The following is a 22,349-nucleotide window of genomic DNA, read 5'->3' on the forward strand; positions in this document are numbered from 1 at the left end:
CCGCAGGAGGGACGGCCGCGCCGAGCCGACTGTGACGCCGGATGAACCACGATGACGCACTGGCCTGCGGAGCGTCGGGGGTCGCGCCTAGCGTGGTGCAGGTGAGCAGCACTGCAGCCCCCTACCTCGCCCGGCCGATCGTCTCGACCCAGTGGCTGGCCGACCAGCTCGGCCGCGAGCACCTCGTCGTGGTCGACGCGAGCGTCCTGCTGGTGACCGGCTTCGACGGCCGGCCCGGCTACCTCGGCGGCGACGAGCAGTACCTCCTCGAGGGCCACGTGCCCGGTGCGGTCTTCGGCGACCTGCTCGCGCAGCTCTCGGATCCGGAGGCGTCCCTCCCCTTCACCCGGCTCGATCCCGAGCGCTTCGCCGCGGCGACGGCCGCCCTCGGCATCGACGACGACTCGGTGGTCGTCGTCTACGACTCCGCGGTCGGCCAGTGGGCGTCGCGCCTGTGGTGGCTCCTGCGCGCCGCCGGGCACGACGCGGTCGCGGTGCTCGACGGCGGACTCAGCGCCTGGCGGCGGGAGGAGCGCCCGATCGAGACCGGTCACGTCGAGCCGCGGACCGCCGCGGGCATCACCGTGCGCCCCGAGCGCCCGCTCTGGATCGACAAGGCCGGCGTCGAGCGCGTCGTCCGCGGCGAGGAGCCGGGCGCCCTGGTCTGCGCCGTGCCGCCGAGGGAGTTCACCGGCGAGCAGGGGCGCCGGCCGCGGCTCGGCCACCTCCCCGGCTCGGTCAGCGTCCCGGCCGTGCGACTGGTCGACCGCGAGGACAACACGCTCCTGCCGCCGGAGCGGCTGCGGGCGCTCTTCGGCGAGTCGCTCCAGGCCGAGCGGATCGTCCTGTACTGCGCGGGCGGGATCGCCGCGACGGCCGACGCGCTCGCCCTCGCCGTCCTCGGCGTCGACACCGCGGTCGTCTACGACGGCTCGCTCAACGAGTGGGCCGCCGACCCCGACGCCCCGCTCGTCGTCACGGCCGCGTGAGCAGCTCCTCCGGGAGCTCGGTCGTCGGCAGCGCGCAGACGAAGGCCTCGCAGGAGTAGGCCGTCGGCAGGCCGTCGCGCGACGTCCGGCCCTCGAAGAGCTCGAAGCCCGCGCGGGCCCACTCGGCCGCCGCGTCGTCGCTCACCACCGCGAGCACGCCCAGCCCGGTCTCCCGGGCGCCGCGCTGCAGCTGCGCCCGGGAGCCGTCGTCCGGCACGACGACGACCAGCTGCGTGACCGGCCGCGCGAGGCGCCCGGCGAGCGCGAGGACCCCGCCGAACCCCATCGGCTGCCCGAGTGCCCCCGGCCCGATGCCCGCGACCACGACCTCCGCCGCCTCCCGGTAGCGCCGCTCCCCCGTCAGGAGGTACAGCACGTGGGCCGCGTCGGCCGCCGCCGAGAGCCCCGAGGGGTAGGCGCCCTCGGACGGATCCGCCGCCAGCAGCAGCCCGCGCGCGGTGAGCGCCGGGTCCCCACCTCCGGGCAGCGCGAACGGCGGCCAGGACGCGGCCGCGTCCAGCGCCTCGTCGATCAGCGTCCGGGCGACGAGCGCGGAGCGGGGCGTCCCCTCGGCGAGCGCCAGCTGCAACAGCCCGCCGGCGAGCATGCCGAGGTCCTCCAGCGCCGGGCGCGCGGCGGAGACGGAGTCGCCGAGCGAGGCGCGGACGCCGACGCGCCCGTCGACGAGGTGCCGCTCCAGGAGGAGATCGGCGGCGTCGCGCGCGGCAGCGATCCAGTCCTCCCGGCCCAGGGCCCGCCCGGCTCGCGCGAGCGCTCCGATCGCCAGCCCGTTCCAGCCGGTGACGACCTTCTCGTCGAGCGCGGGCGGGGTCAGATCCGTGCGGTCCTCGGCGAGGTAGTAGCCGCCCTCCGAGCGCTGCCCGTCGATGACGCTCTCCGAGTCCTGTGCGCTGGCGAAGCCGCCGCTCGGCCGCCGCAGCGTCGCCAGCAGGAACGACGCGACGCCCTCCGCCACCCCGGCGAGCGCCTCCCGGTCGGTGCCCTCGCGCCCGAGCAGCACCGCCGCCACGTCGAGCAGCTGGGCGTTGTCGTAGAGCATCCGTTCGTAGTGCGGATCGCTCCAGTCCTCGCGGGTGGCGTAGCGGAAGAAGCCGCCGTCGCGATCCCGCAGCGGCGAGCCCGCCAGCGTCAGCAGTGTCCGCTCGGCCAGCTCCGCGCCGTCGTCCCGTGACGCCAGGAACCCGAGCACCGGCGCCACCGGGAACTTCGGCGCCCCGCCGAACCCGCCGTGCACCCGGTCCTCCTCCGTGGCCAGCGCCCCTACGGCCGCCGCGAGCGCCGCGTCGTCCGGGAGCGCGTCTCCCGTGGGCACCACCGCCGTCGCCTCCCGCAGCGCCGCGCTCAGCGACCCCGCCGTCGCCTGCACCTCGTCGCGCCGCAGCCGCCACGCCTCCGACACCGCGTCGAGCACGTCCGAGAACGCCGGCACCCCGCCGACGGCCCGCGGCGGGAAGTACGTCCCCGCGTAGAACGTCTCCCCGGCCGGAGTCGTGAACACCGTCAGCGGCCAGCCCAGATTCCGCGTGAACGCACTCGCCGCCGTCAGATAGGCGGTGTCGACGTCCGGATGCTCCTCGCGGTCCACCTTGACCGCCACGAACCCGTCGTTCAGCCGCGCCGCGAGCACCGGATCCGAGAACGACTCCCGCGCCATCACGTGGCACCAGTGGCAGGTCGCGTACCCGATCGACACCAGCACCGGCACGTCCCGGCGCACCGCCTCGGCGAACGCCTCCTCCCCCCACGGCCACCAGTCCACCGGGTTGTCGGCGTGCGAGCGGAGGTACGGACTGACACTGGAGCGGAGTCGTTCGGCCATGCCCTCCACGCTAGACGCGCCGCCCGCCGCCGTCCGGGGCGTTGACAGCCGCCCCCACGCTCGCCCCTCCCCCGGTGGACACCCGCTCCGCGGGTGCCCCCATGCTGATCGAGTAGCCCGCGCAGCGGGCGTATCGAGATCCACCATCGTCAGAAGCCGAGTCTGCAGACCCGTCCTGCTGACGACGCCGGGTCTCGATACGCCCCTCCGGGGCTACTCGACCAGCATGACTGCAGCCGCCCCGCTGACGACATCGAGTCTCATCCCGAAGGGATGGACGCCGCCCCTCGCCGCTGTCTCACGCCGAAGGGGTGGACGCGGTGCCTCGTCGCGGCTCCTGGCTCGGGTCTGGCGGGCGCGCCGCAGGCGCGCGGGAAGGAGCCGCGACGAGGCACCGCGTCCACCCCACCCCGCGACGAGGCACCGCCTCCGCCCCAACCCGCACCGAGTGACGCCGACCCGCCCGGAATCGTAGGGTGGCCCGAGCAGGAGAGGCGGGCGGATGCGCACGGAGCAGTCATCGAAGGAGGTCCCCCTCACGCAGTGGAACTGGTTCACGCGGGCGAAGACACCGAGTGAGAGCATCGTGATCGGCATGCTGGTGCTCGCGATCCCCGCCTGGAACCTCGTCGGGGTGTTCGTCGACGGCGTCCAGCTCGGCGTTCGGATCGCCGTCCTCGCCGCACTGACCGTCGTCCTGTTCGGCGTGATGGGCACGCTGATGGCCGTCCGGCACCCGACCCCGTACGCCGACCTGACCGCGCGGACCGTCCGCGTCCGCTCCCGGACGACCCCGTTCGCCGCCTTCACCTCGGCACAGCGACGGCCGACCGTTGGCCGCTCGAAACGCGTCGCGATCGAGCTCCACGCCCCCGGCCAGACGATCCTCCTGGAGCTGCGCGACAACCTAGGACGCCTGACGACCGGCCGGACGCAGGAGGCCGTGCTCGAGCTCCTGCGCGGCAGCAGCATCGAGACGCCCACCTCCCGCGACGACCCGACGGGCCGCTTCGCCGCGGTGAACTTCCCGGCGCACCTCACCCGCGACCAGGCGATCGCCCTGGCGGAGCGCCCCCTGACCGCCCCCGATGTCGGCGCCGGCACGCACTGACCGCGCCGATCCTCCCCCTCGACCCCGTCTCACCCCGAAGGAACGGACGCCTCCCCTCGGCCCCACCCTCGCCCCCGGCGGGGTGGACGTCAGCGCTCGAAGAACCAGCCGGTCGGCCGCTGCGGCCCCGACGACGACCCGCCGCCGCTCGCCCGCCGGCCGAAGACCAGGTACGCGATGCTCCCCGCGAACGGGAGGATCACGATCAGCGCCACCCAGCCGACCTTCGCGACCTTCGAGAGACGCCCGTTCGCCAGCACGCCCCGGATCGCGAGGATCAGCAGGACGATGTTGAGGATCACGAGGAGGGACTGCGTGTTCACACTCGGCTCTCTGCTCGGCCCGCACGGCGCGGGTGGCCGCCCGCGGGATTCCGCCGGGAGACCTGGGCATCATGTCACGGCGCCGTAGGATGGAGGGCTCATGTCAGACGTCCTCAGCATCCGGTATCCTCCCGAACTCCCCGTCTCGGCGCGCAGGGACGACATCGCCGCCGCCATCCGCGACCACCAGGTCGTCATCGTCGCCGGCGCCACCGGCTCCGGCAAGACGACGCAGCTGCCCAAGATCTGCCTCGAGCTCGGCCGCGAGAGCATCGCGCACACCCAGCCCCGCCGCATCGCCGCCCGCACCATCGCCGAGCGCATCGCGGAGGAGCTCGACGACGAGGTCGGCGGGATCGTCGGCTACCAGGTCCGCTTCACCGACAAGGCGAGCGCGTCGACCCGGATCAAGCTGATGACCGACGGCATCCTGCTCAACGAGATGAACCACGACCGGATGCTCAGCCGGTACGACACGATCATCATCGACGAGGCGCACGAGCGCAGCCTCAACATCGACTTCCTGCTCGGCTACCTGCACCGGCTGCTGCCCCGCCGCCCGGACCTCAAGCTGATCATCACCTCCGCCACGATCGACCCGCAGAGCTTCGCCGAGCACTTCCGCGACGCCGCCGGCGAGCCCGCGCCGATCATCGAGGTCTCCGGCCGCACCTACCCCGTCGAGATCCGCTACCGCCCGCTCGTCGCCGAGGAGCCCGAGGAGGAGGACGACACCGACGTCCCCGACGCCACGAGCGGCAGCCGCGATCTGATGACCGGCATCGCCGACGCGCTGGCCGAGCTGGCCCGCGAGGACCAGGGCGACGTCCTCGTCTTCCTCTCCGGCGAGAACGAGATCCGCGACGCCGAGGACGCCATCCGCGGCCGGAACCTCCCCGGCACCGAGGTCCTCCCCCTCTACGGCCGGCTGTCGGCCGCCGATCAGCACCGCGTCTTCGAGCGCGGGCGCACCCCGGGCGTCCGGCGCCGGGTGGTGCTCGCGACCAACGTCGCCGAGACCAGCCTCACCGTGCCCGGCATCCGCTACGTCATCGACGGCGGCACCGCCCGCATCTCGCGCTACAGCGCCCGCTCGAAGGTGCAGCGCCTGCCGATCGAGGCGATCTCGCAGGCGTCGGCGAACCAGCGCTCCGGTCGCTCCGGCCGCACCAGCGCGGGCATCGCGATCCGGCTCTACTCGGAGGAGGACTTCGAGCGCCGCCCCGAGTTCACCGATCCGGAGATCCTGCGCACCGGCCTCGCCGCCGTCATCCTGCAGATGATCTCGCTCGGCCTCGGCGACATCGCCGGCTTCCCGTTCCTCACCCCGCCCGATTCCCGCGGCATCAAGGACGGCCTCGACCTCCTCACCGAGCTCGGCGCCCTCCGCTCCTCCGCCACCCCCGCCGACTCCCCCTCGCGAGATGCCACTTATGAGGGCGACACGCCGAAGAAACCCGTCACAAGTGGCATCTCGCGGGGGGCCGACACGGCGCCTCAGCTGACGAGGATCGGGCGGGATCTCGCGCGGCTGCCGATCGACCCGCGGTTCGGGCGGATGGTGATCGAGTCGCGCAAGCACGACGTCAGCCGCGAGGTGATGGCGATCGTCGCCGGGCTGACGATTCAGGACGTCCGGGAGCGCCCGCTGGAGCGCCGCGCGCAGGCCGACCAGCAGCACGCCCGCTTCGTCGACCCCACCAGCGACTTCCTCACCCTGCTCAACCTCTGGAACTACGTGGAGGAGAAGCAGGCCGAGCTCTCCTCCAGTGCCTTCCGCCGGCTCTGCAAGGCCGAGTACCTCAACTACCTCCGCGTGCGCGAGTGGCAGGACGTCTTCCGCCAGCTCCGCCAGCTGGCCCGGCCGCTGAAGCTCGAGCTCGGCGAGCCGAAGGTCGACCCCGACGGGATCCACCGGAGCCTGCTCGCCGGTCTGCTCTCGCACCTGGGCATCAAGGACACCACCTCGCAGCAGGCCCAGCGCGCGGCGAAGAACCGCGAGCGCCAGAGCGTCCAGTACGTCGGCGCCCGCAACGCGAAGTTCTCGATCTTCCCCGGCAGCGCGCTGGCGAAGAAGCAGCCCGACGCCCTGATGAGCGCCGAGCTGGTCGAGACCAGCAAGCTCTTCGCCCGCTCGAACGCCGCGATCGATCCGGCCTGGGCCGAGGCGATCGCCGGCGACCTGGTGAAACGCCAGTTCAGCGAGCCGCACTGGGAGAAGGCGCAGGGCGCGGCCGTCGCCTACGAGAAGGTCACGCTCTACGGCGTGCCGATCATCGCCCGGCGCCGGGTGCAGTTCTCCCGGATCGACGCCGGGTACGCCCGCGAGCTGTTCATCCGCCATGCCCTCGTGGAGGGCGAGTGGGACGCGCGGCACGCCTTCGACAGGAAGAACCGGGCCCTGCGCGCCGAGCTCGAGCGCCTCGAGGAGCGCACCCGCCGCCGCGACCTGCTCGTCGACGACGAGGCCGTCTTCGACTTCTACGACCGCCGCGTCCCGCGCGACATCACCTCGGTGCGCTCCTTCGACTCCTGGTGGCGCACCGCGCAGCACGACGAGCCCGACCTGCTGACCATGACGCAGGAGACCCTCCTGCCCGAGGACGCGGAGCAGATCGACGAGACCGCGTTCCCGACCCAGTGGCGCCAGGCCGACCAGCGCTTCCGGCTCTCCTACCGGTTCGAGCCGGGCACCGAGGAGGACGGCGTCACCGTGCACGTGCCGCTCGCGCTGCTGCCGCGCGTCACGCCGCTCGGCTTCGACTGGCTGGTGCCGGGGCTCCGCGCCGAGCTCGTCACCGCGATGATCAAGGCGCTGCCCAAGCACCTGCGCCGGAACGTCGTCCCGGCGAACGACTGGGCGCGCAAGCTCACCGCCGCGCTCCCCCAGGACGTGCCGAACCCGCCGACGGAGTCGTTCGCCGCGACCCTCGCCGGGGCGATCCGCCGCGAGGCCGGCGTCGTGATCGACGCCTCCGACTTCGACCTCGAGCGCATCCCCGCGCACCTCCGGGTCACCTTCGCGATCGCCGACGAGCGCGGCCGCACCGTCGCCGCCGGCAAGGAGCTCGCGCCGCTGGCCGAGCGCCTGCGCGGCCGGGTCCGCGACGAGGTCGCCCGGGTGGTCGAGGCGCGCGTGCCCGACGCCCTCGAGCGCCGCGGCATCAGGACGTGGGACATGGCGGAGCTCCCCCGTGTCACCGACACCCGCCAGGGCGGCAACACGATCCGCGCCTACCCGGCACTGATCGACGACGGCGACTCCGTCTCGATCCGCCTGCTCGCGACCGCGGAGGACCAGGCGCGCGAGCACCCGCGCGGCGTCCGCCGCCTGCTGCTGCTCGCGACGCCCAGCCCGGTCGCCTACGTGCAGCAGTACCTGACCGCCAACGAGAAGCTCGTGCTCGCGCAGAGCCCGTACCAGAACTCGACGGCGCTGTTCGGCGACTGCCTGCTCGCCTGCGTCGACGCGGTGCTCTGGCGGATGAAGCCGGACGGCATGCTCTTCCTCCGCGCCGAGTTCGACGCGGTGCGCGACCGGGTCTCGGGCAGCGTGATGGACTCGATGTTCGAGACCGTGAAGACCGTCACCACGATCCTCACGACGGCGCGCGGCGTCGAGAAGGCGCTCAAGGCGTCCACGAGCATGGCGCTGCTCCCGGCGCTGACCGACGCCCGCGAGCAGCTGACCGGGCTCGTGCACCCCGGCTTCGTCTCCGCGACGGGACTCGAGCGGCTCCGGCACCTGCCGCGCTACCTCGCCGGCATCACCGAGCGCTTCGGCAAGATCGGCGAGAACGTCGGCCGCGACCGGGTCTGGCTGAACGAGGTGCAGGCGGCGCAGGAGCTCTACCGCTCCGCGGGCGGCACGATCCCGCTGCCGCCGCACGCGCCGGAGCGTCTCGTGCGCGCCCGCTGGCTGATCGAGGAGCTGCGGATCAGCTTCTTCGCGCAGAGCCTGGGCACCGTCGAGAGCGTGTCGCTGCAGCGGATCCGGAAGGTCCTCGCGGGCTGACCGGAGCCGCTGGCGGCCGGTTCGGCGGACGACGCCGGTGGGCCGCCGCGGGCCGCTAGTGTCGTCCGGTGGGCAGCTACACCGAACTCCTGAGAACTCCCGGCGTGGGTCGCATCATCGCGGCCCAGCTCACCGCGCGCTTCCCGTTCGGGATGCTCTCGCTCGCGTTCCTGCTGCATGTGGAGCGCGTGCACGACTCCTACGCCGCGGCCGGCCTGGTGCTCGGCTCGATGTCGATCGGCCAGGCGATCGCCGGCCCGCTGACCAGCCGCCTGATGGGGCGGCTCGGGATGCGGCGGGTGCTCACCGCCACCCTGATCGTCTGCGCGGCCGCGATCATCGCGATGGCGCTGCTGCCGCTGGAGATCTGGCAGTTCGTCGTCATCGGCTTCGTCGCGGGCCTCAGCATGCCGCCCGTGCAGCCGGCGGTCCGGACGATCTACCCGAAGATGGTGCCCAGCTCGCAGCTGACCCCGCTCTTCTCGCTCGACGCCTCGGCGCAGGAGATCATCTGGGTGCTCGGCCCGGTGCTGACGACGTTCGTCTCGATCCAGATCTCGACCGTCGCGGGCATCCTCACCGCCGCGTTCTTCCTCGTCGGCGGCGGCATCTGGTTCATCGCCTCACCCGAGGTGGGTCGGGTGCGCATCCCGCCCTCGCGTCGGAAGCTCGGCGTCGTCCTGACCAAGCCGCCGGTGCTGCTCGCGACCGTCGTCGGCTTCCTGCTGGTCGGCGCCTGCGCCGCGGTCGAGGCCGGTGTCGTCGCCGTCTTCGGCGAGGGCGGCGTGGAGTCGGGCGTCGTCCTGGCGGTCTTCGCGGCCGGCTCGCTCGTCGGCGGCCTCACCCTCGGCCACATCCCGATCAGCCGCTGGGCGACCGCGCGGCGGATGCTGATCGTCACCGTCGGCATGGGCCTCGCGGCGTTCTCGACCGATTTCTGGTGGCTCTCGATCACCCTGTTCCTGGCCGGCGTCGGCATCGCACCGGCCCTGGCCGCGCTCTTCACGATCACGGCCGCGAGCGTGAAGTTTTCGGACACGGCCGAGGCCTACGGCTGGGTCGGCACCGGGCAGCTGATCGGCGCGGCGCTCGGCTCGGCGATCGCGGGCGTGCAGATCGACCGGTCCGGCCCGACGGCCGCGATCGTGGTCGCCGCGGTGTTCGCCTTCGTCGGCTTCGTCGTCCCGGCGCTCGGCCGCCGCTTCCACCCGGACCTCCGCGGCCGCGACGCGAGCCCGCTGCCGGACACCGAGCCGGTGGAGCTGCCGACCTGAGTCGGCGTCCTCTGACGCTCTCGCGCGGAGGCGTCTCCCACTCGGCTCGGACCCCGCTCCCTTGAGGCTCCCAGGCGCGCCCCCCTAGGGTGGGGCTCGCACGAGACGGAGGGGCTGCCGATGGCACTGCGCGACGACGCGGAGGAACTCGTCCGCCAGCATCAGCGCGAGGCGGAGGAGGCGCACGTCCTCGACCCCTGGGCCGACCCCGAGACGCCCGAATGGGCCGGCGAGCTGGCCGCGGCGCTCTGGCAGGGCTCGTTCCGTCCCAGCCCCGTCTACTACCGCGCGGAGGACCCCTCGCACGCCTGGCGCGGACCGCATCCGATCCGGGTGCACCATCTCGGCTTCGGCTGGCAGATCACGGCCCGGCGGCTGCGGGCCGGCGCGATCGTGCCGAGCACCGTCGTCCTGCTCGAGACGGGCACGCTCTGGCTCGGTCTCGGGCCCGCCCGCCGACCGGGCCGCGGACTGCGCGCCCTCGGCGAGCAGGGCCTCGTCGACGGCCTCCAGCCCGGACACGACGACTACTTCGCCGTCCGCCGCTTCGTGCACACCAGCCAGGCCGCGCGCGACGACCGACGCCTCCTCTTCGGCGTCGCCGGCCTCGCCGCCCTGATCGAGGACACCGTCCGCGTCGGCCCGCACGGCGAGCTGCACTGGCACCTTTGACCCCTCCCGCGAGATGCCACTTGTGACCGGCTTTCGCGGCGTGTCGTGCGCACAAGTGGCATCTCGCGGAGGGGGAAGAATGGGGGGATGAGCGTTCCCCTTCTCCCCCTCAACGACGGGCGGGCGATCCCGCAGGTCGGGCTCGGCGTCTACAAGATCGGCGACGACGAGGCGGCCCGCACGGTCGCCACGGCGCTGGAGGCCGGCTACCGGCACGTCGACAAGGCGACCCTCTACGGCAACGAGCGCGGCGTCGGCGAGGGGATCCGCGCCAGCGGCCTCCCCCGGGAGCAGGTCTTCGTCACCACCAAGGTCTGGAACGACGACCACGGCTTCGACGAGACGCTCGAGGCCTTCGACCGCAGCCTCGAGTTGCTCGGCACCGACTACGTCGACCTCTACCTCGTGCACTGGCCGATCCCCTCGCGCGACCGCTACGTCGACACCTACCGCGCGCTGGAGCGGATCCGCCAGGAGGGCAGGGCGCGCTCGATCGGCGTGTCCAACTTCGCGATCGAGCACCTCGAGCGGCTGCTCGGCGAGACCGAGGTCGTGCCCGCGATCAACCAGGTCGAGCTGCACCCGCGGCTCCCTCAGGACGAGCTGCGCGCCTTCGACGCCGCGCACGGCATCGTGACCCAGGCCTGGTCGCCGCTGGCCCGCGGCCGCCTGCTCGACGAGCCCGTGCTCGCCTCGATCGCCGCGAAGCACGGCGTCTCGCCCGCGCAGGTCGTGCTGCGCTGGCACGTGCAGCTCGGAGTCGTCGTGATCCCCAAGTCGGTGACGCCCGCGCGGATCCGGGAGAACCTCGACGTGTTCGGCTTCGCCCTCGACGAAGAGGATCTGGCAGGAATCAGTGTCCTCGCGACCGGCGAGCGCACCGGCCGCGACCCGAGCCTCGACTGACGCGCCCTAGCCTGGCGGCATGACGACGCGAGCCCCGGAGACGAGAACCGCCCTCTTCCTGCACGGACTCGGCGGCGCCTCCGGCACCTGGTGGCGGGTCGCCGAGGCGCTGACCGGTGCCGGCTGGAGCGTGACGGCACCGGATCTGCGCGGGCACGGTGCGGGCGCCCGCGGCGGGTCGTCCCGGCACGACGACTACACCGACGACGTGCTCGCCCTGCGAGCTCCGTCCGGCACCTGGGACCTGGTGGTCGGCCACTCCCTCGGCGGAGCGGTGGCGGTGCGGGCGGCGGCGCGCGACACCGGCTGGGCCGCCCGGCTGGTGCTGCTCGACCCGGTGCTGCAGCTGCCGGCCGAGTCGCGGGCGGAGGTGCGCGCGGAGGAGCTCGCCGCCCTCACCGTCACCGCAGACGAGCTCGCCGCCGCCGAGCCGCACTGGGACGAGCGCGACCGCGCGGAGAAGCTCCGCGCCGCGCACGCCGCCGATCCGGCCGCCGTCGCAGCGACCGTCGACGACAACGACCCCTGGGACCTGCTCGCGGACGTCCCGACCCTGCGGGCGCCGGCGTTCGTGCTCGCGGGCGACCCGCAGGTGTTCACGTTCTTCCCGCCGTCCCTCGCCGCACAGGTCCTCCGCGCGAACCCGCGCATCCGCTACGCGGTGGTCGCCGGAGCCGGGCACAGCCCGCACCGCGACCGGCCCGCGGAGACGATCGCGATGCTCCGCGAGTGGGCCGAGAGCGACGCGACGGCCTGAGACGCGCTCCGGCCGCGGCCGGCCGCCCGTGTTTCCACCGGGTGACAAGTGCCGCGAAGGGGTGTCATTCGCGCGCGACCTGTGAATACGCTCGCAGAGGGCACCGCCGCTTCTCAGCACAGCGAGGGCGACGGAGGCCGTCGGTCCGACGGCCGCCGCCCTCGACGAAAGGGACCACCTGTGGCTACCACCACTGAAGACACCTCCGGCGCACGACGTCGGCGTCCGCTGCTCGGCTCGGCCGCGATGATCGGCGCCGGCGCGCTGGTCGCCGGCTTCGCCTTCGCTCCGGCGGCGAACGCCGTCGAGCCCGTCGACTTCGCCGATGCGGTGACCGTCGACGGCATCATGAACCACCTCGAGGCCTTCCAGGCGATCGCGGACGCCAACGACGGCAACCGCGCGATCGGCACCGAGGGCTACGAGCAGAGCGGCCAGTACGTCGAGGCCGTGCTGAAGGCCGCCGGCTACACCACCGAGCGCCAGGACTTCACCACCACCACCCAGACGATCGACGAGTTCTCGCTGACCACGACCCCCGCGGTCGAGGGCATCCCGATGTCGTTCACACCCTCCACCCCCGAGGGCGGCGTCACGGGCGAGCTGATCCAGCCGGTCGACCCGCTGGGCTGCGACGCGGACGCCTGGGCCGGGCTCGACGCGACCGGCAAGGTCGCCCTGGTCAGCCGCGGCACCTGCAGCTTCTCGGAGAAGTCGGCCGCCGCCGGCGCCGCCGGGGCGTCGGCCGTGATCATCTACAACAACGCTCCCGGTGAGGCGCTCAACGGCACGCTCGGCGCGCCCGACGACAGCTACATCCCGTCGGTCGGTGTGACGCTCGAGGAGGGCCAGTCGCTGATCGCGGCGCTGCCCAGCACGGCGACGCTGGTGATCGAGCAGACGACCACCGACACCGACACCTTCAACATCATCACCGAGACGCCCGGCGGCGACCACGACAACGTGGTCATGCTCGGCGCGCACCTCGACGGCGTGCCCGAGGGCCCCGGCATCAACGACAACGGCTCGGGATCGGCCACGCTCCTCGAGACCGCCGTCCAGCTCGCGGACGCGGGCGAGACCACCAACGCCGTGCGCTTCGCCTGGTGGGGCGCCGAGGAGGTCGGGCTCGTCGGCTCGTACACCTACGTCGACTCGCTCTCGGAGGAGGAGGCCGGCGACATCGCGACCTACCTGAACTTCGACATGGTCGCCTCGCCGAACTACGTCGTCTCGGTCTACGACGCGAACGAGTCCACCTACGAGGCCCCGGTCGAGGTGCCCGCGGGCTCCATCGCCACCGAGAAGGCGTTCACGGACTACTTCGACTCGATCGACCAGCCGTGGATCGACACCGCGTTCGACGGCCGCAGCGACTACGACGGCTTCATCTCCGCCGGCATCCCGGCCTCGGGCCTGTTCACCGGAGCGGACGACATCAAGACCGAGGAGGAGGCCGCGCTCTTCGGCGGCACCGTCGGCATCGCGCACGACCCGAACTACCACTCGGCCGGCGACGACCTGGCGAACATCAACCAGGAGGCGCTGGGCATCACCTCGAAGGCGATCGCCTTCGTGACCGCCTCGTTCGCCGAGGACACCTCCGCGATCGACGCCGAGAAGGACCCGACCACGCCGGAGCCGGAGCCCACCACCCCGCCGTTCGTGCTCCCCACCAAGGAGCAGGTCCTCGGGCTGATCGCCGCCGGCCTCTCGCCGCGCGAGATCGCGGCCGAGCTCGGCATCACCGAGGCGATCGCGCGTCCCTACGTGCAGCAGATCATCGACCGCTACGGCATCACCGACCGGGCGAGCGCTGAGCGCCTGATCCGCGAGTACCTCGCCGACCGCGGCGTGCTCATCGGCGCGTAGCCACCGCACCACCCGAGGCGTCCCGTTCCGGTCGACGCGTCCCGCTCCGGCAGGACGCCTCGACGGGGGCGGGACGCCTCACCCGTTCTCGGCGGGCCGCCGCCGACCCGGACCGCTCGCACTGAACGACGGATGTCGTTGATAGCCTCGCGAGCGATGGAGCCTTCCTGGATCGTCGTCGTGGCCGCGGGCGAGCGGACCGGCGAGCCCGCCGTCCGGCCGCGGCGCGTGTTCGCCGGCGTGATCGCCGTCGCCCTGCTCCTGATCCTCGGCATCAGCGCCCTCGACGTCCAGGCTGCGCGGACGCTCGCGGAGTCCGAGGCCGTCGCCGACGCCTCCGACACCGCCGATCTCCTCGCGGAGGTGATCGTCGAGCCGGCTCTCGCGGACGCCGTGCTCACCGGCGACGCGGCGGCGCTGGAGCTCGTCGACCGCGAGGTCCGGGCGCACGTGCTCGACGACTCCCTCGTGCGCGTGAAGCTCTGGGACCGCTCGGGCCGCATCCTCTACTCCGACGACCGGCGCCTGGAGGGGCGGACCTTCACCCTGGACGAGGACGATCTCGAGGCCTTCGCCGACGTCGCGGTGCACGCCGAGGTCTCCGACCTGCAGGCCCCGGAGAACGTGTACGAGCGCGACAGCGGACGCCTCCTCGAGGCCTACCGGACCGTGCGGACACCGTCGGGGACTCCGCTCCTGTTCGAGAGCTACTTCCGCTACGACGAGGTCGTCGAGCGCAGCGGCGAGCTCTGGCGCAGCTTCGCCGTCATCTCGATCGCGAGCACCGTGCTGCTGGTGCTCGTGCTGCTGCCGGTGCTCGCGCGCCTGCTCGCGCTGATCGGGCGGTCGCGGCGGAGTCGCGAGGCACTGCTGCAGCGCGCCCTCGACGCCTCGGCGGACGAGCGCCGGCGGATCGCGGCGACCGTCCACGACGGTGCCGTGCAGGACCTCGTCGCCGCCTCCTTCGCCGTGCACGGGCGGGCGGAGCGGGCCGAGGCGGACGGCGATCCCGCCCTCGCCGCGGATCTCCGCGAGGTCGCCGCGACCGTCCGCACCGGCCTCGGCGGTCTGCGGTCGCTGCTCGTCGACATCTACCCGCCGAGCCTCGCCGACGCGGGGCTCGCGGCAGCTCTGGAGGATCTCGCCGTCACGACCCGCGCGCGCGGACTGGACGTGGTGGTCGAGGCGCCGCCGCGCACCGGCCTGACCGCGGACGACGAGCGGCTCCTCTACCGGGTCGCGCACGAGGCGCTGACGAACGCGGTCAAGCACTCCGGCGCGCGGAGCGTCCTCGTCCGGCTGCGGCGCGCAGGCGATCGCACGGGCCGCTCGGTCGCGCTCGACGTCGTCGACGACGGGTGCGGCTTCGACGCGGCGACGGCGCTCGCGCATCCGGAAGCGGGACACCTCGGGCTGAGCATTCTGCGCGATCTCGCCCGCGAGCGCGGCGCCGAGCTGCGCCTCCTGACCGCTCCAGGCCGGGGGACGCACTGGCGACTGGAGCCGGCGCCGTGATCCGCGTCCTGATCGTCGACGATCATCCGCTCGTCCGCGCGGGCCTCGCCGCGCTGATCTCGACCGCGCCGGACCTGCTGCTCGTCGGGCAGGCGGGCAGCGGCGAGGAGGCGCTCGGATCGGCGGCGGAGTCCGCGCCCGACGTCGTCCTGATGGACCTGTCGATGCCGGGCATGGACGGCATCGAGGCGACCGCGCGGATGCTCGCCCTGCACCCGGCGATCCGCGTCGTGGTCCTGACCTCGTTCGACGACCGGGGCCGCGTCCTCGCCGCGCTGCGGGCGGGCGCCCAGGGGTACCAGCTCAAGGACGCCGACCCCGCCGTGGTGCTCGACGCGGTCCGCTCGGCGGCGGCGGGGCACGCCCCGCTGGATCCTCGGGCGGCCCGGGCTCTGCTGCCGGGCGGCGCCGGTGCCGCCCTGCCCGCGCTCAGCACTCGCGAGGAGCAGGTGCTGCGGCTGATCGCCTCCGGCCGAGCGAACAAGGAGATCGCGCGAGAGCTCGGGATCGCGGAGCGGACGGTCAAGGTGCACGTCGGGCACGCCTTCACGCGCATCGGCGTGCGCGATCGCACGAGCGCCGCGCTGTGGGTGCGCGACCACCTGCCCGGGTACTAGTACCAAGGTCCGATTGCCGCGCGGCGCGGCGCGGGCGAGGGTTGCCTCCTACCCGCACCGGCCCAGCGCCGGTCGACAGGAAGGCCACGATGTCCCCGCTCAGCAGAACCGCCCGCACTGCGGCGATCGCCGCGATCGCACTGCTCCTCACCGGCCTCGCGGCCTCGCCCGCGCAGGCCAAGACCTCGTCCGTCGGAGGCGACTACTCCGTCACCGTGAACGGCACCACCTACGACCCGGCCGCCGGCAAGGACGTGAAGCTCAAGGACGTCGCCGTCTCCGGGACCATCGCCGTGCGCGGCGTCAACAACCGCTTCGACCTCCGCGTGTCGACGCTGGGCGTCTACGACTACACGCTCACCGGCGCCCCCGACACGCAGCGGATGGTCACCTCGCCGACGGTGGTCTTCGCGTCCAAGGTGCCGACGCTCACCGCGGCGCAGCTCGCGGGCGCGCGGCTCGACTCGCTGGAGGTGAAGGACGACACCCTGGTGGTGATCCTCCGGACCGCGGCCGGCAAGCTCAAGGTGCAGGCGAAGGACGGCGCGCAGGGCGGCATCTTCCAGATGGAGCCCGAGTTCGCCGGGAACGTCGAGCTCGTGCACACACTCGGCCCCGGGCTGTTCTACTTCGTCAACAGCTTCACCGGCAAGATCAACTTCGGCATCGGAGTCGACGCAGTGACCCCGGCCCAGAGCGCGACGGGCTACCACTCGATGCTGCTCGGCAAGGACAGCCCGCAGGTCGCCACGAAGACCTTCCAGAGCGGCACGGTCACGAAGTGGACCGTCGCCTCGGGTGGCCGCCTCGGCGGGGTGCTCGGCGAGGACGCCGTCGAGCTCTCGCAGGGAGCGACCAACTGCACGAGCCAGTGCCAGGCGCAGAACCGCATCAACGGCTCGCTGCCCGTTCCGCCGGACCCCGTGAACCCGACCCCGATCGGCTGAGCCGACGCGGACGCCTCACGCGTTCCCTGCGTCCGCCTCCGGGCGGTCAGGCCCGCGTCAGGGGCGGCGGGCGCGGGCGAAGGCCTCCTCGACGTCCTCGTCCGGGTCGGCGAGGAGGCGGAGGGTCGCGAGGGCGTGGAAGCGACGGGGGTCCTCCTCCGAGCGCGCGGCGGCCTCGAGGACGGGGGCCGCGACGTCGCCGAGCATCAGCAGCGCGCGGGTGAGGGCGCGCTGGTCCGGGCGGTCGCGCTCGCCGAGGTGCTCCGCGAGCTGCCGGGCCAGCGCGGGCCGCTCGGAGTCCGGGGCGAGCCGGGCGGCGGTGCGCCAGGCCGCGTGCGCGACCGCGGGATGCTCGTCGTGCAGCAGCGCGGGTGTGATCGCCGGGAACGCGCGCGGATCGCCGACCTTGGACAGCGTGTGCAGCGCCTGGCTGCGGGCCTGCGGCGTCCCGGACTCGAGCTCGGGCAGCAGCAGGTCGACGGTGACCGCCGGATCGTGGCGGGTGAGCGCCCAGGTGAGCATCTCGCGCACGCCGAAGTCGGGCTCGACGGCGCAGCGGGCCACGAGCACCGGCGCGTACTCGCCGGCGGGCCGGGTGCCGGCGGTCATCGCCGCCTGCAGCCGGGACGACGCATCGGGGGCGGTCAGGGCGGCGCGGAGCCTGTCGGCGGGCCGGTTCTCGTCAGTCATCGCCGTCCATTCGACACCCGCCGCCCGAAAGGACGTCGAGTGCCCCTCCCCCTCCGCGCCGCGAGATGCCACTTGTGACCCGGTTCCTCGGCGTGTCGCGTGCACAAGTGGCATCTCGCGGGAGGGGCGGGGCTTCCCGCCGCGGTGGCGCACGGTGTTCACTGGGGCCATGCGAGCCATCTGGAAGGGCGCGATCACCTTCGGCCTGGTCAACGTGCCGGTGAAGATCTACAGCGCGACCGAGGACCACGACGTCCCCCTGCACCAGGTGCACGACAAGGACGGCGGCCGGATCCGCTACGCCCGCAAGTGCGAGATCTGCGGCGAGGTCGTCACCTTCGACCACATCGACAAGGCCTACGACGACGGCGAGCGCACGGTCGTGCTCACCAAGGACGAGCTGAAGGCGCTGCCGGAGGAGCGCGACCGCGAGATCGACGTCGTGCAGTTCGTGCCGAGCGAGCAGGTCGACCCGATCATGTTCGACCGCGCCTACATCCTCGAGCCGGACTCCTCCTCCCCCAAGGCCTACGTGCTGCTGCGCCGCACCCTCGAGGAGACCGACCGCACCGCGATCGTCGAGTTCGCCCTGCGGCAGAAGACCCGGCTGGCGGCGCTGCGCGTGCGCGGCAAGCTGCTGATGCTGCAGACGCTGCTCTGGGCCGACGAGGTGCGCGAGGTCGAGTTCCCGTCGCTCGAGGGCACCACCCGGATCGCCGCCCGCGAGCTGGAGATGTCCTCGCACCTGGTCGACTCCTACTCGGAGGACTTCGACGCGTCGAAGTTCCAGGACTCCTACCAGGCCGAGCTGCGCACCCTCATCGACGCGAAGATCGAGCAGGGCGACGCCCTCGACACCTCCGCCACCTTCGGCGAGAAGCCCGAGGAGGAGGGCGGCGGCGAGGTGCTCGACCTGATGGAGGCGCTGAAGCGCTCGGTGGAGCGCAGCCGCGGCGCGAAGGCGGGGGCGTCCGCGGACTCCGAGGAGAAGGCGCCGGCGAAGAAGCGGGCGACGAGGAAGAAGGCGGACGAGGACGCCTCCGCCGACGAGGGCTCGGCGCCGAAGAAGACCGCCGCCAAGAAGGCGCCGGCGAAGAAGAGCGCCGCGAAGACCGACGACGAGAAGGCCGCTCCGAAGAAGATCACCCCGAAGAAGAAGCCCGCCGCGAAGAAGGCGGCTTCGACGGCCGAAGCTGAGGAGGAGAAGGCGGCGTCCTGAGCCCGAGCGGCCCGGAGGATCGGCTCAGGCGAGCTCGTCCACGTCGTCGAGGTCGACCGCGACCGAGCTGACCAGCGCGAGCAGCGCCTCCGCATAGGCGTTCTCGGCGATCTCGTCCTCGAAGTCGCGCTGCTCGCCGGCGAGCTCGACGGTCACGGCGAAGCGCACCGGCCCGCCGTCCGCGACGCGGCGCAGCGAGCGGAACGTGCCGCGCAGCAGCTCGCGCAGCTGGTCCTCGCGCGGCAGCCAGAGCGAGTCGTCGAGCGCGACGGAGTCGAGCGCCCACTCGGTCGTGCCGTTGAAGCCGAGGACCGTGCCGGTCTCGTACTCGTGCGCCTCGATGGTCATGTCGCTCACGGTGAAGACGTCGCCGTCGAACCCCTCGCGCTCGATGCGGAAGCGGTCGCCGGTGACCGGTGCCCAGCGCAGCCCCGCGGTGCGCAGCGCCCTGGCCAGTTCGAAGGAGATCATCCCCCGATCATGGCGCGCGTTCCCGGACGGAGGCCGCGAAGACGGGACGGCGGCCCCGATGTCGGTGGGTGAGTTTACGTTCATGAAACGTCCGGTTCACAGGCCGGGCACCCGCACTGCATAGCGTGGCTCACTGTGCCCCTTTCAGGGGCGAGGGTCGCCGTCGACGTGCGGTGACGCACCACCGCTCCCCGGAGCGGCGATCGAGAGGACCACCATGCCCGACTCCCCCGCACTCCCCGCGCAGAGGCCCCGCGCCCGCGCTCCCCGGAGAGGCCTCGCGCTCGCGGCCCTCGCCGGCCTGGCCCTCGTCGCCTCGCCGCTGGTCGCCGCTCCCGCCACCGCCGCTCCGAGCGGGGACGAGCTGGTCATCAGCGAGGTCTTCGCCCGCGGCGGCTCGGCCGGCGCGACCTACAGCAACCGCTTCGTCGAGCTCTACAACCCGACCGGCGCCGACGTCGCGCTCTCCGGCCTCTCGCTGCAGTACCGCTCGGCCACCGGCACGGCGAACCCGACGACGACCGTCGCGCTCACCGGCACCGTCCCCGCCGAGGGCCACTTCCTCATCGCCGGCGCGAGCAACGGCACCAACGGCGCGCCGCTCCCCGCCGCCGACCAGACCGCGAACGGCCTCAACATCGCGGCCGCGGGCGGCACGCTCTTCCTGGTCGAGGGCACCGCGACCCTCGTCGCCCCGCCGATCGGCACCGCCGAGCAGCCCGAGGCGGTCCTCGACCTCCTCGGCTACGGCACCTCGAACACTTTCGAGTCGGCGGCCGCCACCGCGCCGACGCTGACCGAGTCGATCGCCCGCGCCGACACCGCGACCGGTGACACCGACTCCAACGCCGCCGACTTCACCGTCGGCGCGATGACCCCCGAGGCCGCCGGCGGCAGCACCCCGGAGCCGACGCCCGCGCCGACCGGGACGCCGACCCCGACCGCCCCGCCGACCACTCCGCCGACGACGCCGCCCACCACCGCGCCGACCGTCTCGATCGCGGAGATCCAGGGCACCGGAACCGCGTCCCCGCTCGTCGGGCAGACCGTCACCACCACCGGCGTCGTCACCGCGCGCTACGCGACCGGCGGCTACAGCGGCTACGTGATCCAGACCGCCGGCACCGGCGCGCAGACCACCGGCCGCACCGCCTCCGACGCCGTCTTCGTCTACTCCTCCGCCTCGGTCGGCGCGGTCGCGATCGGCGACAGCCTGCGCATCACCGGCGCCGTCAGCGAGTTCAACGGCCTCACCGAGCTCACCCCGACCTCGGCCGCGACCGTCGAGAAGCTCGGCACCCCGGCCGTCGCGCCGATCCCGGCCGCCGTCGGTCTCCCCCGCACCGTCGAGGAGCGCGAGACGCTCGAGAGCATGCTGATCGCCCCGCAGGGCGCGTTCACCGTGACCGACACCTTCGACCTCAACAGCTTCGGCTCCGTCGGCCTCGCCGCCGGCGACTCGCCGCTGCTGACCCCGACCGAGGTCGCCCGCCCCGGAACGCCCGAGCTGGCCGCGGTCGTCGCCGACAACGCCGCCCGCGCGATCGTCCTCGACGACGGCGCCTCGATCAACTTCCTCGGCGCCGCCGCGAACAAGGCGATCCCGCTGCCCTACCTCACCCCGACCGAGCCGATCCGCGTGGGCGCCCCGGCGACCTTCACGACCCCGGTCGTCCTCGACTACCGCAACGGCGGCTGGTCCTTCCAGCCGACGACGCAGCTGACCGTCGAGAACGCCGCGACCGTCCAGCCGGCGACCTTCGCGAACACCCGCGAGGCGGCCCCCGAGGCCGTCGGCGGCGACCTCTCGATCGCGTCCTTCAACGTGCTGAACTACTTCTCCACCACGGGTGACTCGATCACCGGCTGCACCTTCTACACCGACCGCGACGGCGACCCCGTCACGGTCAACAGCGGCTGCGACGCCCGCGGCGCCGCGAACGCGGACGACCTCGAGCGCCAGCAGGCCAAGATCGTCACCGCGATCAACAGCCTCGGCGCCGGCGTCGTCTCCCTCGAGGAGATCGAGAACTCGGCCAAGTTCGGCAAGCCGCGCGACGAGGCCCTCGCCACGCTGACCGCCGCGCTGAACACCGCCGCCGGCTCGGAGCTGTGGGCGTACGTGCCCTCGCCCGCCGCCCTCCCCGCGCTCGCGGACGAGGACGTCATCCGCACGGCCTTCATCTACAAGAAGGCCGTCATCGAGCCGGTCGGCGAGTCCGTCATCCTGAACGACGGCGTCGCCTTCTCCAACGCCCGCAAGCCCCTCGCCCAGGAGTTCCGCCTGATCGGCGACAGCGCCAGCGAGTTCGTCGCGATCGTGAACCACTTCAAGTCGAAGGGCTCCGGCTCCGGAGTCGACGCGGACCAGGGCGACGGCCAGGGCGCCTCGAACGCCTCCCGCGTCAACCAGGCCACCGCGCTCGTCGCGTTCGCCGACCGCCTGAAGACCGAGAAGGCGACGGACCTCGTCTACCTGCTCGGCGACTTCAACGCCTACTCGCAGGAGGACCCGATCCAGGTCCTGCGCGACGCGGGCTACATCGACCAGGGCGCGAAGGACGGGAAGTACTCCTACTCCTTCGACGGCGCGGTCGGCTCGCTCGACCACGTCTTCGCCTCCCCGGCGGCCGACGCGACCGTGACCGGTGTCGACACCTGGAACATCAACAGCGGGGAGTCGGTGGCGCTGGAGTACAGCCGCTACGACTACAACGCGACGATCTTCTACGACACCTCGGCCTACCGCTCGAGCGACCACGACCCGGTCGTCGTCGGGCTCGACCTGCCCGAGACCGCGCCGGCGACCGTGATCGACGTCGCGACCAGCGCGAAGACCACGCGCCTCGCCGTGCTCCGCACGCTGACGGTCACGGCCGTCAACAACGGCCCGGAGGCGGTCGCGATCGAGATCTCGACGCCCTACGGCACGCGGACGAAGAGCTCGGTGAAGCCCGGCCAGTCGTTCACGACCTCGTATCTCACCGTGCTCCGCCCGATCAAGGCCGGCACCGCGACGATCGAGGTCACCGCGAAGGACGGCACGGAGCGCACCTACCAGCAGGCGTACAGCGCCCGCTAGAGCACCGCGCACGACCGACCGCCGGGGCGGGCCCGCTGAGAAGCGGGCC

General features: G+C 73.0%; 17 protein-coding genes. 13 read left to right on the forward strand and 4 right to left on the reverse strand.

Annotated elements, in window-relative coordinates:
* Positions 1-101 precede the first annotated feature (101 nt).
* On the forward strand, positions 102-989 hold the full coding sequence (locus tag MT353_RS17495) for a rhodanese-like domain-containing protein (protein ID WP_243625453.1): 888 nt from the start codon (positions 102-104) through the stop codon (positions 987-989).
* Here the strand turns inward: MT353_RS17495 and MT353_RS17500 are convergent.
* Positions 976-2,829 (reverse strand): thioredoxin domain-containing protein, encoded by a 1,854-nt coding sequence (locus MT353_RS17500; protein ID WP_243625454.1) that lies wholly within the window; start codon positions 2,827-2,829, stop codon positions 976-978. The two genes, MT353_RS17495 and MT353_RS17500, sit on opposite strands and share 14 nt — an antisense overlap.
* Positions 2,830-3,331: 502 nt before the next feature.
* On the opposite strand from MT353_RS17500, the gene MT353_RS17505 reads away from it, so the two are divergent.
* Entirely contained in the window at positions 3,332-3,940 is a 609-nt protein-coding gene (locus MT353_RS17505) for a hypothetical protein (protein WP_243625455.1), read from the forward strand.
* A gap of 89 nt (positions 3,941-4,029) precedes the next feature.
* Here MT353_RS17505 and MT353_RS17510 read toward each other — a convergent pair whose 3' ends face one another.
* Positions 4,030-4,263 (reverse strand): PLD nuclease N-terminal domain-containing protein, encoded by a 234-nt coding sequence (locus MT353_RS17510; protein WP_123705161.1) that lies wholly within the window; start codon positions 4,261-4,263, stop codon positions 4,030-4,032.
* Between the two features lie 100 nt (positions 4,264-4,363).
* Here MT353_RS17510 and hrpA point away from each other — a divergent pair, with 100 nt between their 5' ends.
* From hrpA to MT353_RS17555, 9 genes are all read left to right on the forward strand, one after another.
* A complete protein-coding gene (gene hrpA, locus MT353_RS17515) occupies positions 4,364-8,278 on the forward strand; it encodes an ATP-dependent RNA helicase HrpA (protein ID WP_243625456.1) in 3,915 nt (1,304 codons plus the stop codon).
* Positions 8,279-8,346: 68 nt separating this feature from the next.
* Positions 8,347-9,552, forward strand: coding sequence for an MFS transporter (locus MT353_RS17520; protein ID WP_243625457.1), 1,206 nt, complete (start codon positions 8,347-8,349; stop codon positions 9,550-9,552).
* Positions 9,553-9,672: 120 nt separating this feature from the next.
* Complete coding sequence (locus MT353_RS17525; RefSeq protein ID WP_123447651.1) at positions 9,673-10,224, forward strand: hypothetical protein; 552 nt, start codon at positions 9,673-9,675, stop codon at positions 10,222-10,224.
* 87 nt (positions 10,225-10,311) lie between these two features.
* Entirely contained in the window at positions 10,312-11,130 is an 819-nt protein-coding gene (locus tag MT353_RS17530) for an aldo/keto reductase (protein ID WP_243625458.1), read from the forward strand.
* A 19-nt stretch (positions 11,131-11,149) separates the two neighbouring features.
* Entirely contained in the window at positions 11,150-11,887 is a 738-nt protein-coding gene (locus tag MT353_RS17535; protein ID WP_243625459.1) for an alpha/beta fold hydrolase, read from the forward strand.
* A gap of 180 nt (positions 11,888-12,067) precedes the next feature.
* Positions 12,068-13,759: a M28 family peptidase gene (locus tag MT353_RS17540; RefSeq protein ID WP_243598476.1), complete on the forward strand. Its 1,692-nt coding sequence runs from the start codon at positions 12,068-12,070 to the stop codon at positions 13,757-13,759.
* A gap of 156 nt (positions 13,760-13,915) precedes the next feature.
* Positions 13,916-15,274 carry an ATP-binding protein gene (locus MT353_RS17545; RefSeq protein ID WP_243598475.1) on the forward strand — a complete coding sequence of 453 codons (1,359 nt, stop codon included), beginning with the start codon at positions 13,916-13,918 and terminating at the stop codon, positions 15,272-15,274.
* Complete coding sequence (locus tag MT353_RS17550) at positions 15,271-15,891, forward strand: response regulator transcription factor (protein ID WP_133963068.1); 621 nt, start codon at positions 15,271-15,273, stop codon at positions 15,889-15,891. Before MT353_RS17545 ends, MT353_RS17550 begins: the two co-directional genes overlap by 4 nt.
* Before the next feature lie 89 nt (positions 15,892-15,980).
* Positions 15,981-16,838, forward strand: coding sequence for a hypothetical protein (locus tag MT353_RS17555; protein ID WP_243615891.1), 858 nt, complete (start codon positions 15,981-15,983; stop codon positions 16,836-16,838).
* A 57-nt stretch (positions 16,839-16,895) separates the two neighbouring features.
* Here the strand turns inward: MT353_RS17555 and MT353_RS17560 are convergent, their stop codons facing one another.
* Complete coding sequence (locus tag MT353_RS17560; RefSeq protein ID WP_243625460.1) at positions 16,896-17,528, reverse strand: HEAT repeat domain-containing protein; 633 nt, start codon at positions 17,526-17,528, stop codon at positions 16,896-16,898.
* A 169-nt stretch (positions 17,529-17,697) separates the two neighbouring features.
* Between MT353_RS17560 and MT353_RS17565 the strand changes: the two genes are divergently transcribed.
* Positions 17,698-18,747, forward strand: a complete 1,050-nt coding sequence (locus MT353_RS17565; protein ID WP_243598471.1) for a Ku protein — start codon at positions 17,698-17,700, stop codon at positions 18,745-18,747.
* A gap of 24 nt (positions 18,748-18,771) precedes the next feature.
* Here MT353_RS17565 and MT353_RS17570 read toward each other — a convergent pair whose 3' ends face one another.
* Positions 18,772-19,218, reverse strand: a complete 447-nt coding sequence (locus MT353_RS17570) for a hypothetical protein (RefSeq protein ID WP_133963064.1) — start codon at positions 19,216-19,218, stop codon at positions 18,772-18,774.
* Between the two features lie 217 nt (positions 19,219-19,435).
* Between MT353_RS17570 and MT353_RS17575 the strand changes: the two genes are divergently transcribed.
* Complete coding sequence (locus MT353_RS17575) at positions 19,436-22,300, forward strand: ExeM/NucH family extracellular endonuclease (RefSeq protein ID WP_243625461.1); 2,865 nt, start codon at positions 19,436-19,438, stop codon at positions 22,298-22,300.
* The last annotated feature ends 49 nt before the right edge of the window (positions 22,301-22,349 follow it).

It is taken from the genome of Rathayibacter sp. VKM Ac-2927, assembly GCF_022815525.1.
In the GTDB taxonomy this organism is placed as follows: Bacteria; Actinomycetota; Actinomycetes; order Actinomycetales; family Microbacteriaceae; genus Rathayibacter; species Rathayibacter festucae.

Bases quoted from the DNA above. Each gene is read 5' to 3' on its own strand.
- hrpA (WP_243625456.1), top strand. From the start codon at position 4,364: ATGTCAGACGTCCTCAGCATCCGGTATCCTCCCGAACTCCCCGTCTCG.
- MT353_RS17555 (WP_243615891.1), top strand. From the start codon at position 15,981: ATGTCCCCGCTCAGCAGAACCGCCCGCACTGCGGCGATCGCCGCGATC.
- MT353_RS17500 (WP_243625454.1), bottom strand. From the start codon at position 2,829: ATGGCCGAACGACTCCGCTCCAGTGTCAGTCCGTACCTCCGCTCGCAC.
- MT353_RS17525 (WP_123447651.1), top strand. From the start codon at position 9,673: ATGGCACTGCGCGACGACGCGGAGGAACTCGTCCGCCAGCATCAGCGC.
- MT353_RS17545 (WP_243598475.1), top strand. From the start codon at position 13,916: ATGGAGCCTTCCTGGATCGTCGTCGTGGCCGCGGGCGAGCGGACCGGC.
- MT353_RS17535 (WP_243625459.1), top strand. From the start codon at position 11,150: ATGACGACGCGAGCCCCGGAGACGAGAACCGCCCTCTTCCTGCACGGA.
- MT353_RS17565 (WP_243598471.1), top strand. From the start codon at position 17,698: ATGCGAGCCATCTGGAAGGGCGCGATCACCTTCGGCCTGGTCAACGTG.
- MT353_RS17575 (WP_243625461.1), top strand. From the start codon at position 19,436: ATGCCCGACTCCCCCGCACTCCCCGCGCAGAGGCCCCGCGCCCGCGCT.
- MT353_RS17560 (WP_243625460.1), bottom strand. From the start codon at position 17,528: ATGACTGACGAGAACCGGCCCGCCGACAGGCTCCGCGCCGCCCTGACC.
- MT353_RS17570 (WP_133963064.1), bottom strand. From the start codon at position 19,218: ATGATCTCCTTCGAACTGGCCAGGGCGCTGCGCACCGCGGGGCTGCGC.
- MT353_RS17505 (WP_243625455.1), top strand. From the start codon at position 3,332: ATGCGCACGGAGCAGTCATCGAAGGAGGTCCCCCTCACGCAGTGGAAC.
- MT353_RS17530 (WP_243625458.1), top strand. From the start codon at position 10,312: ATGAGCGTTCCCCTTCTCCCCCTCAACGACGGGCGGGCGATCCCGCAG.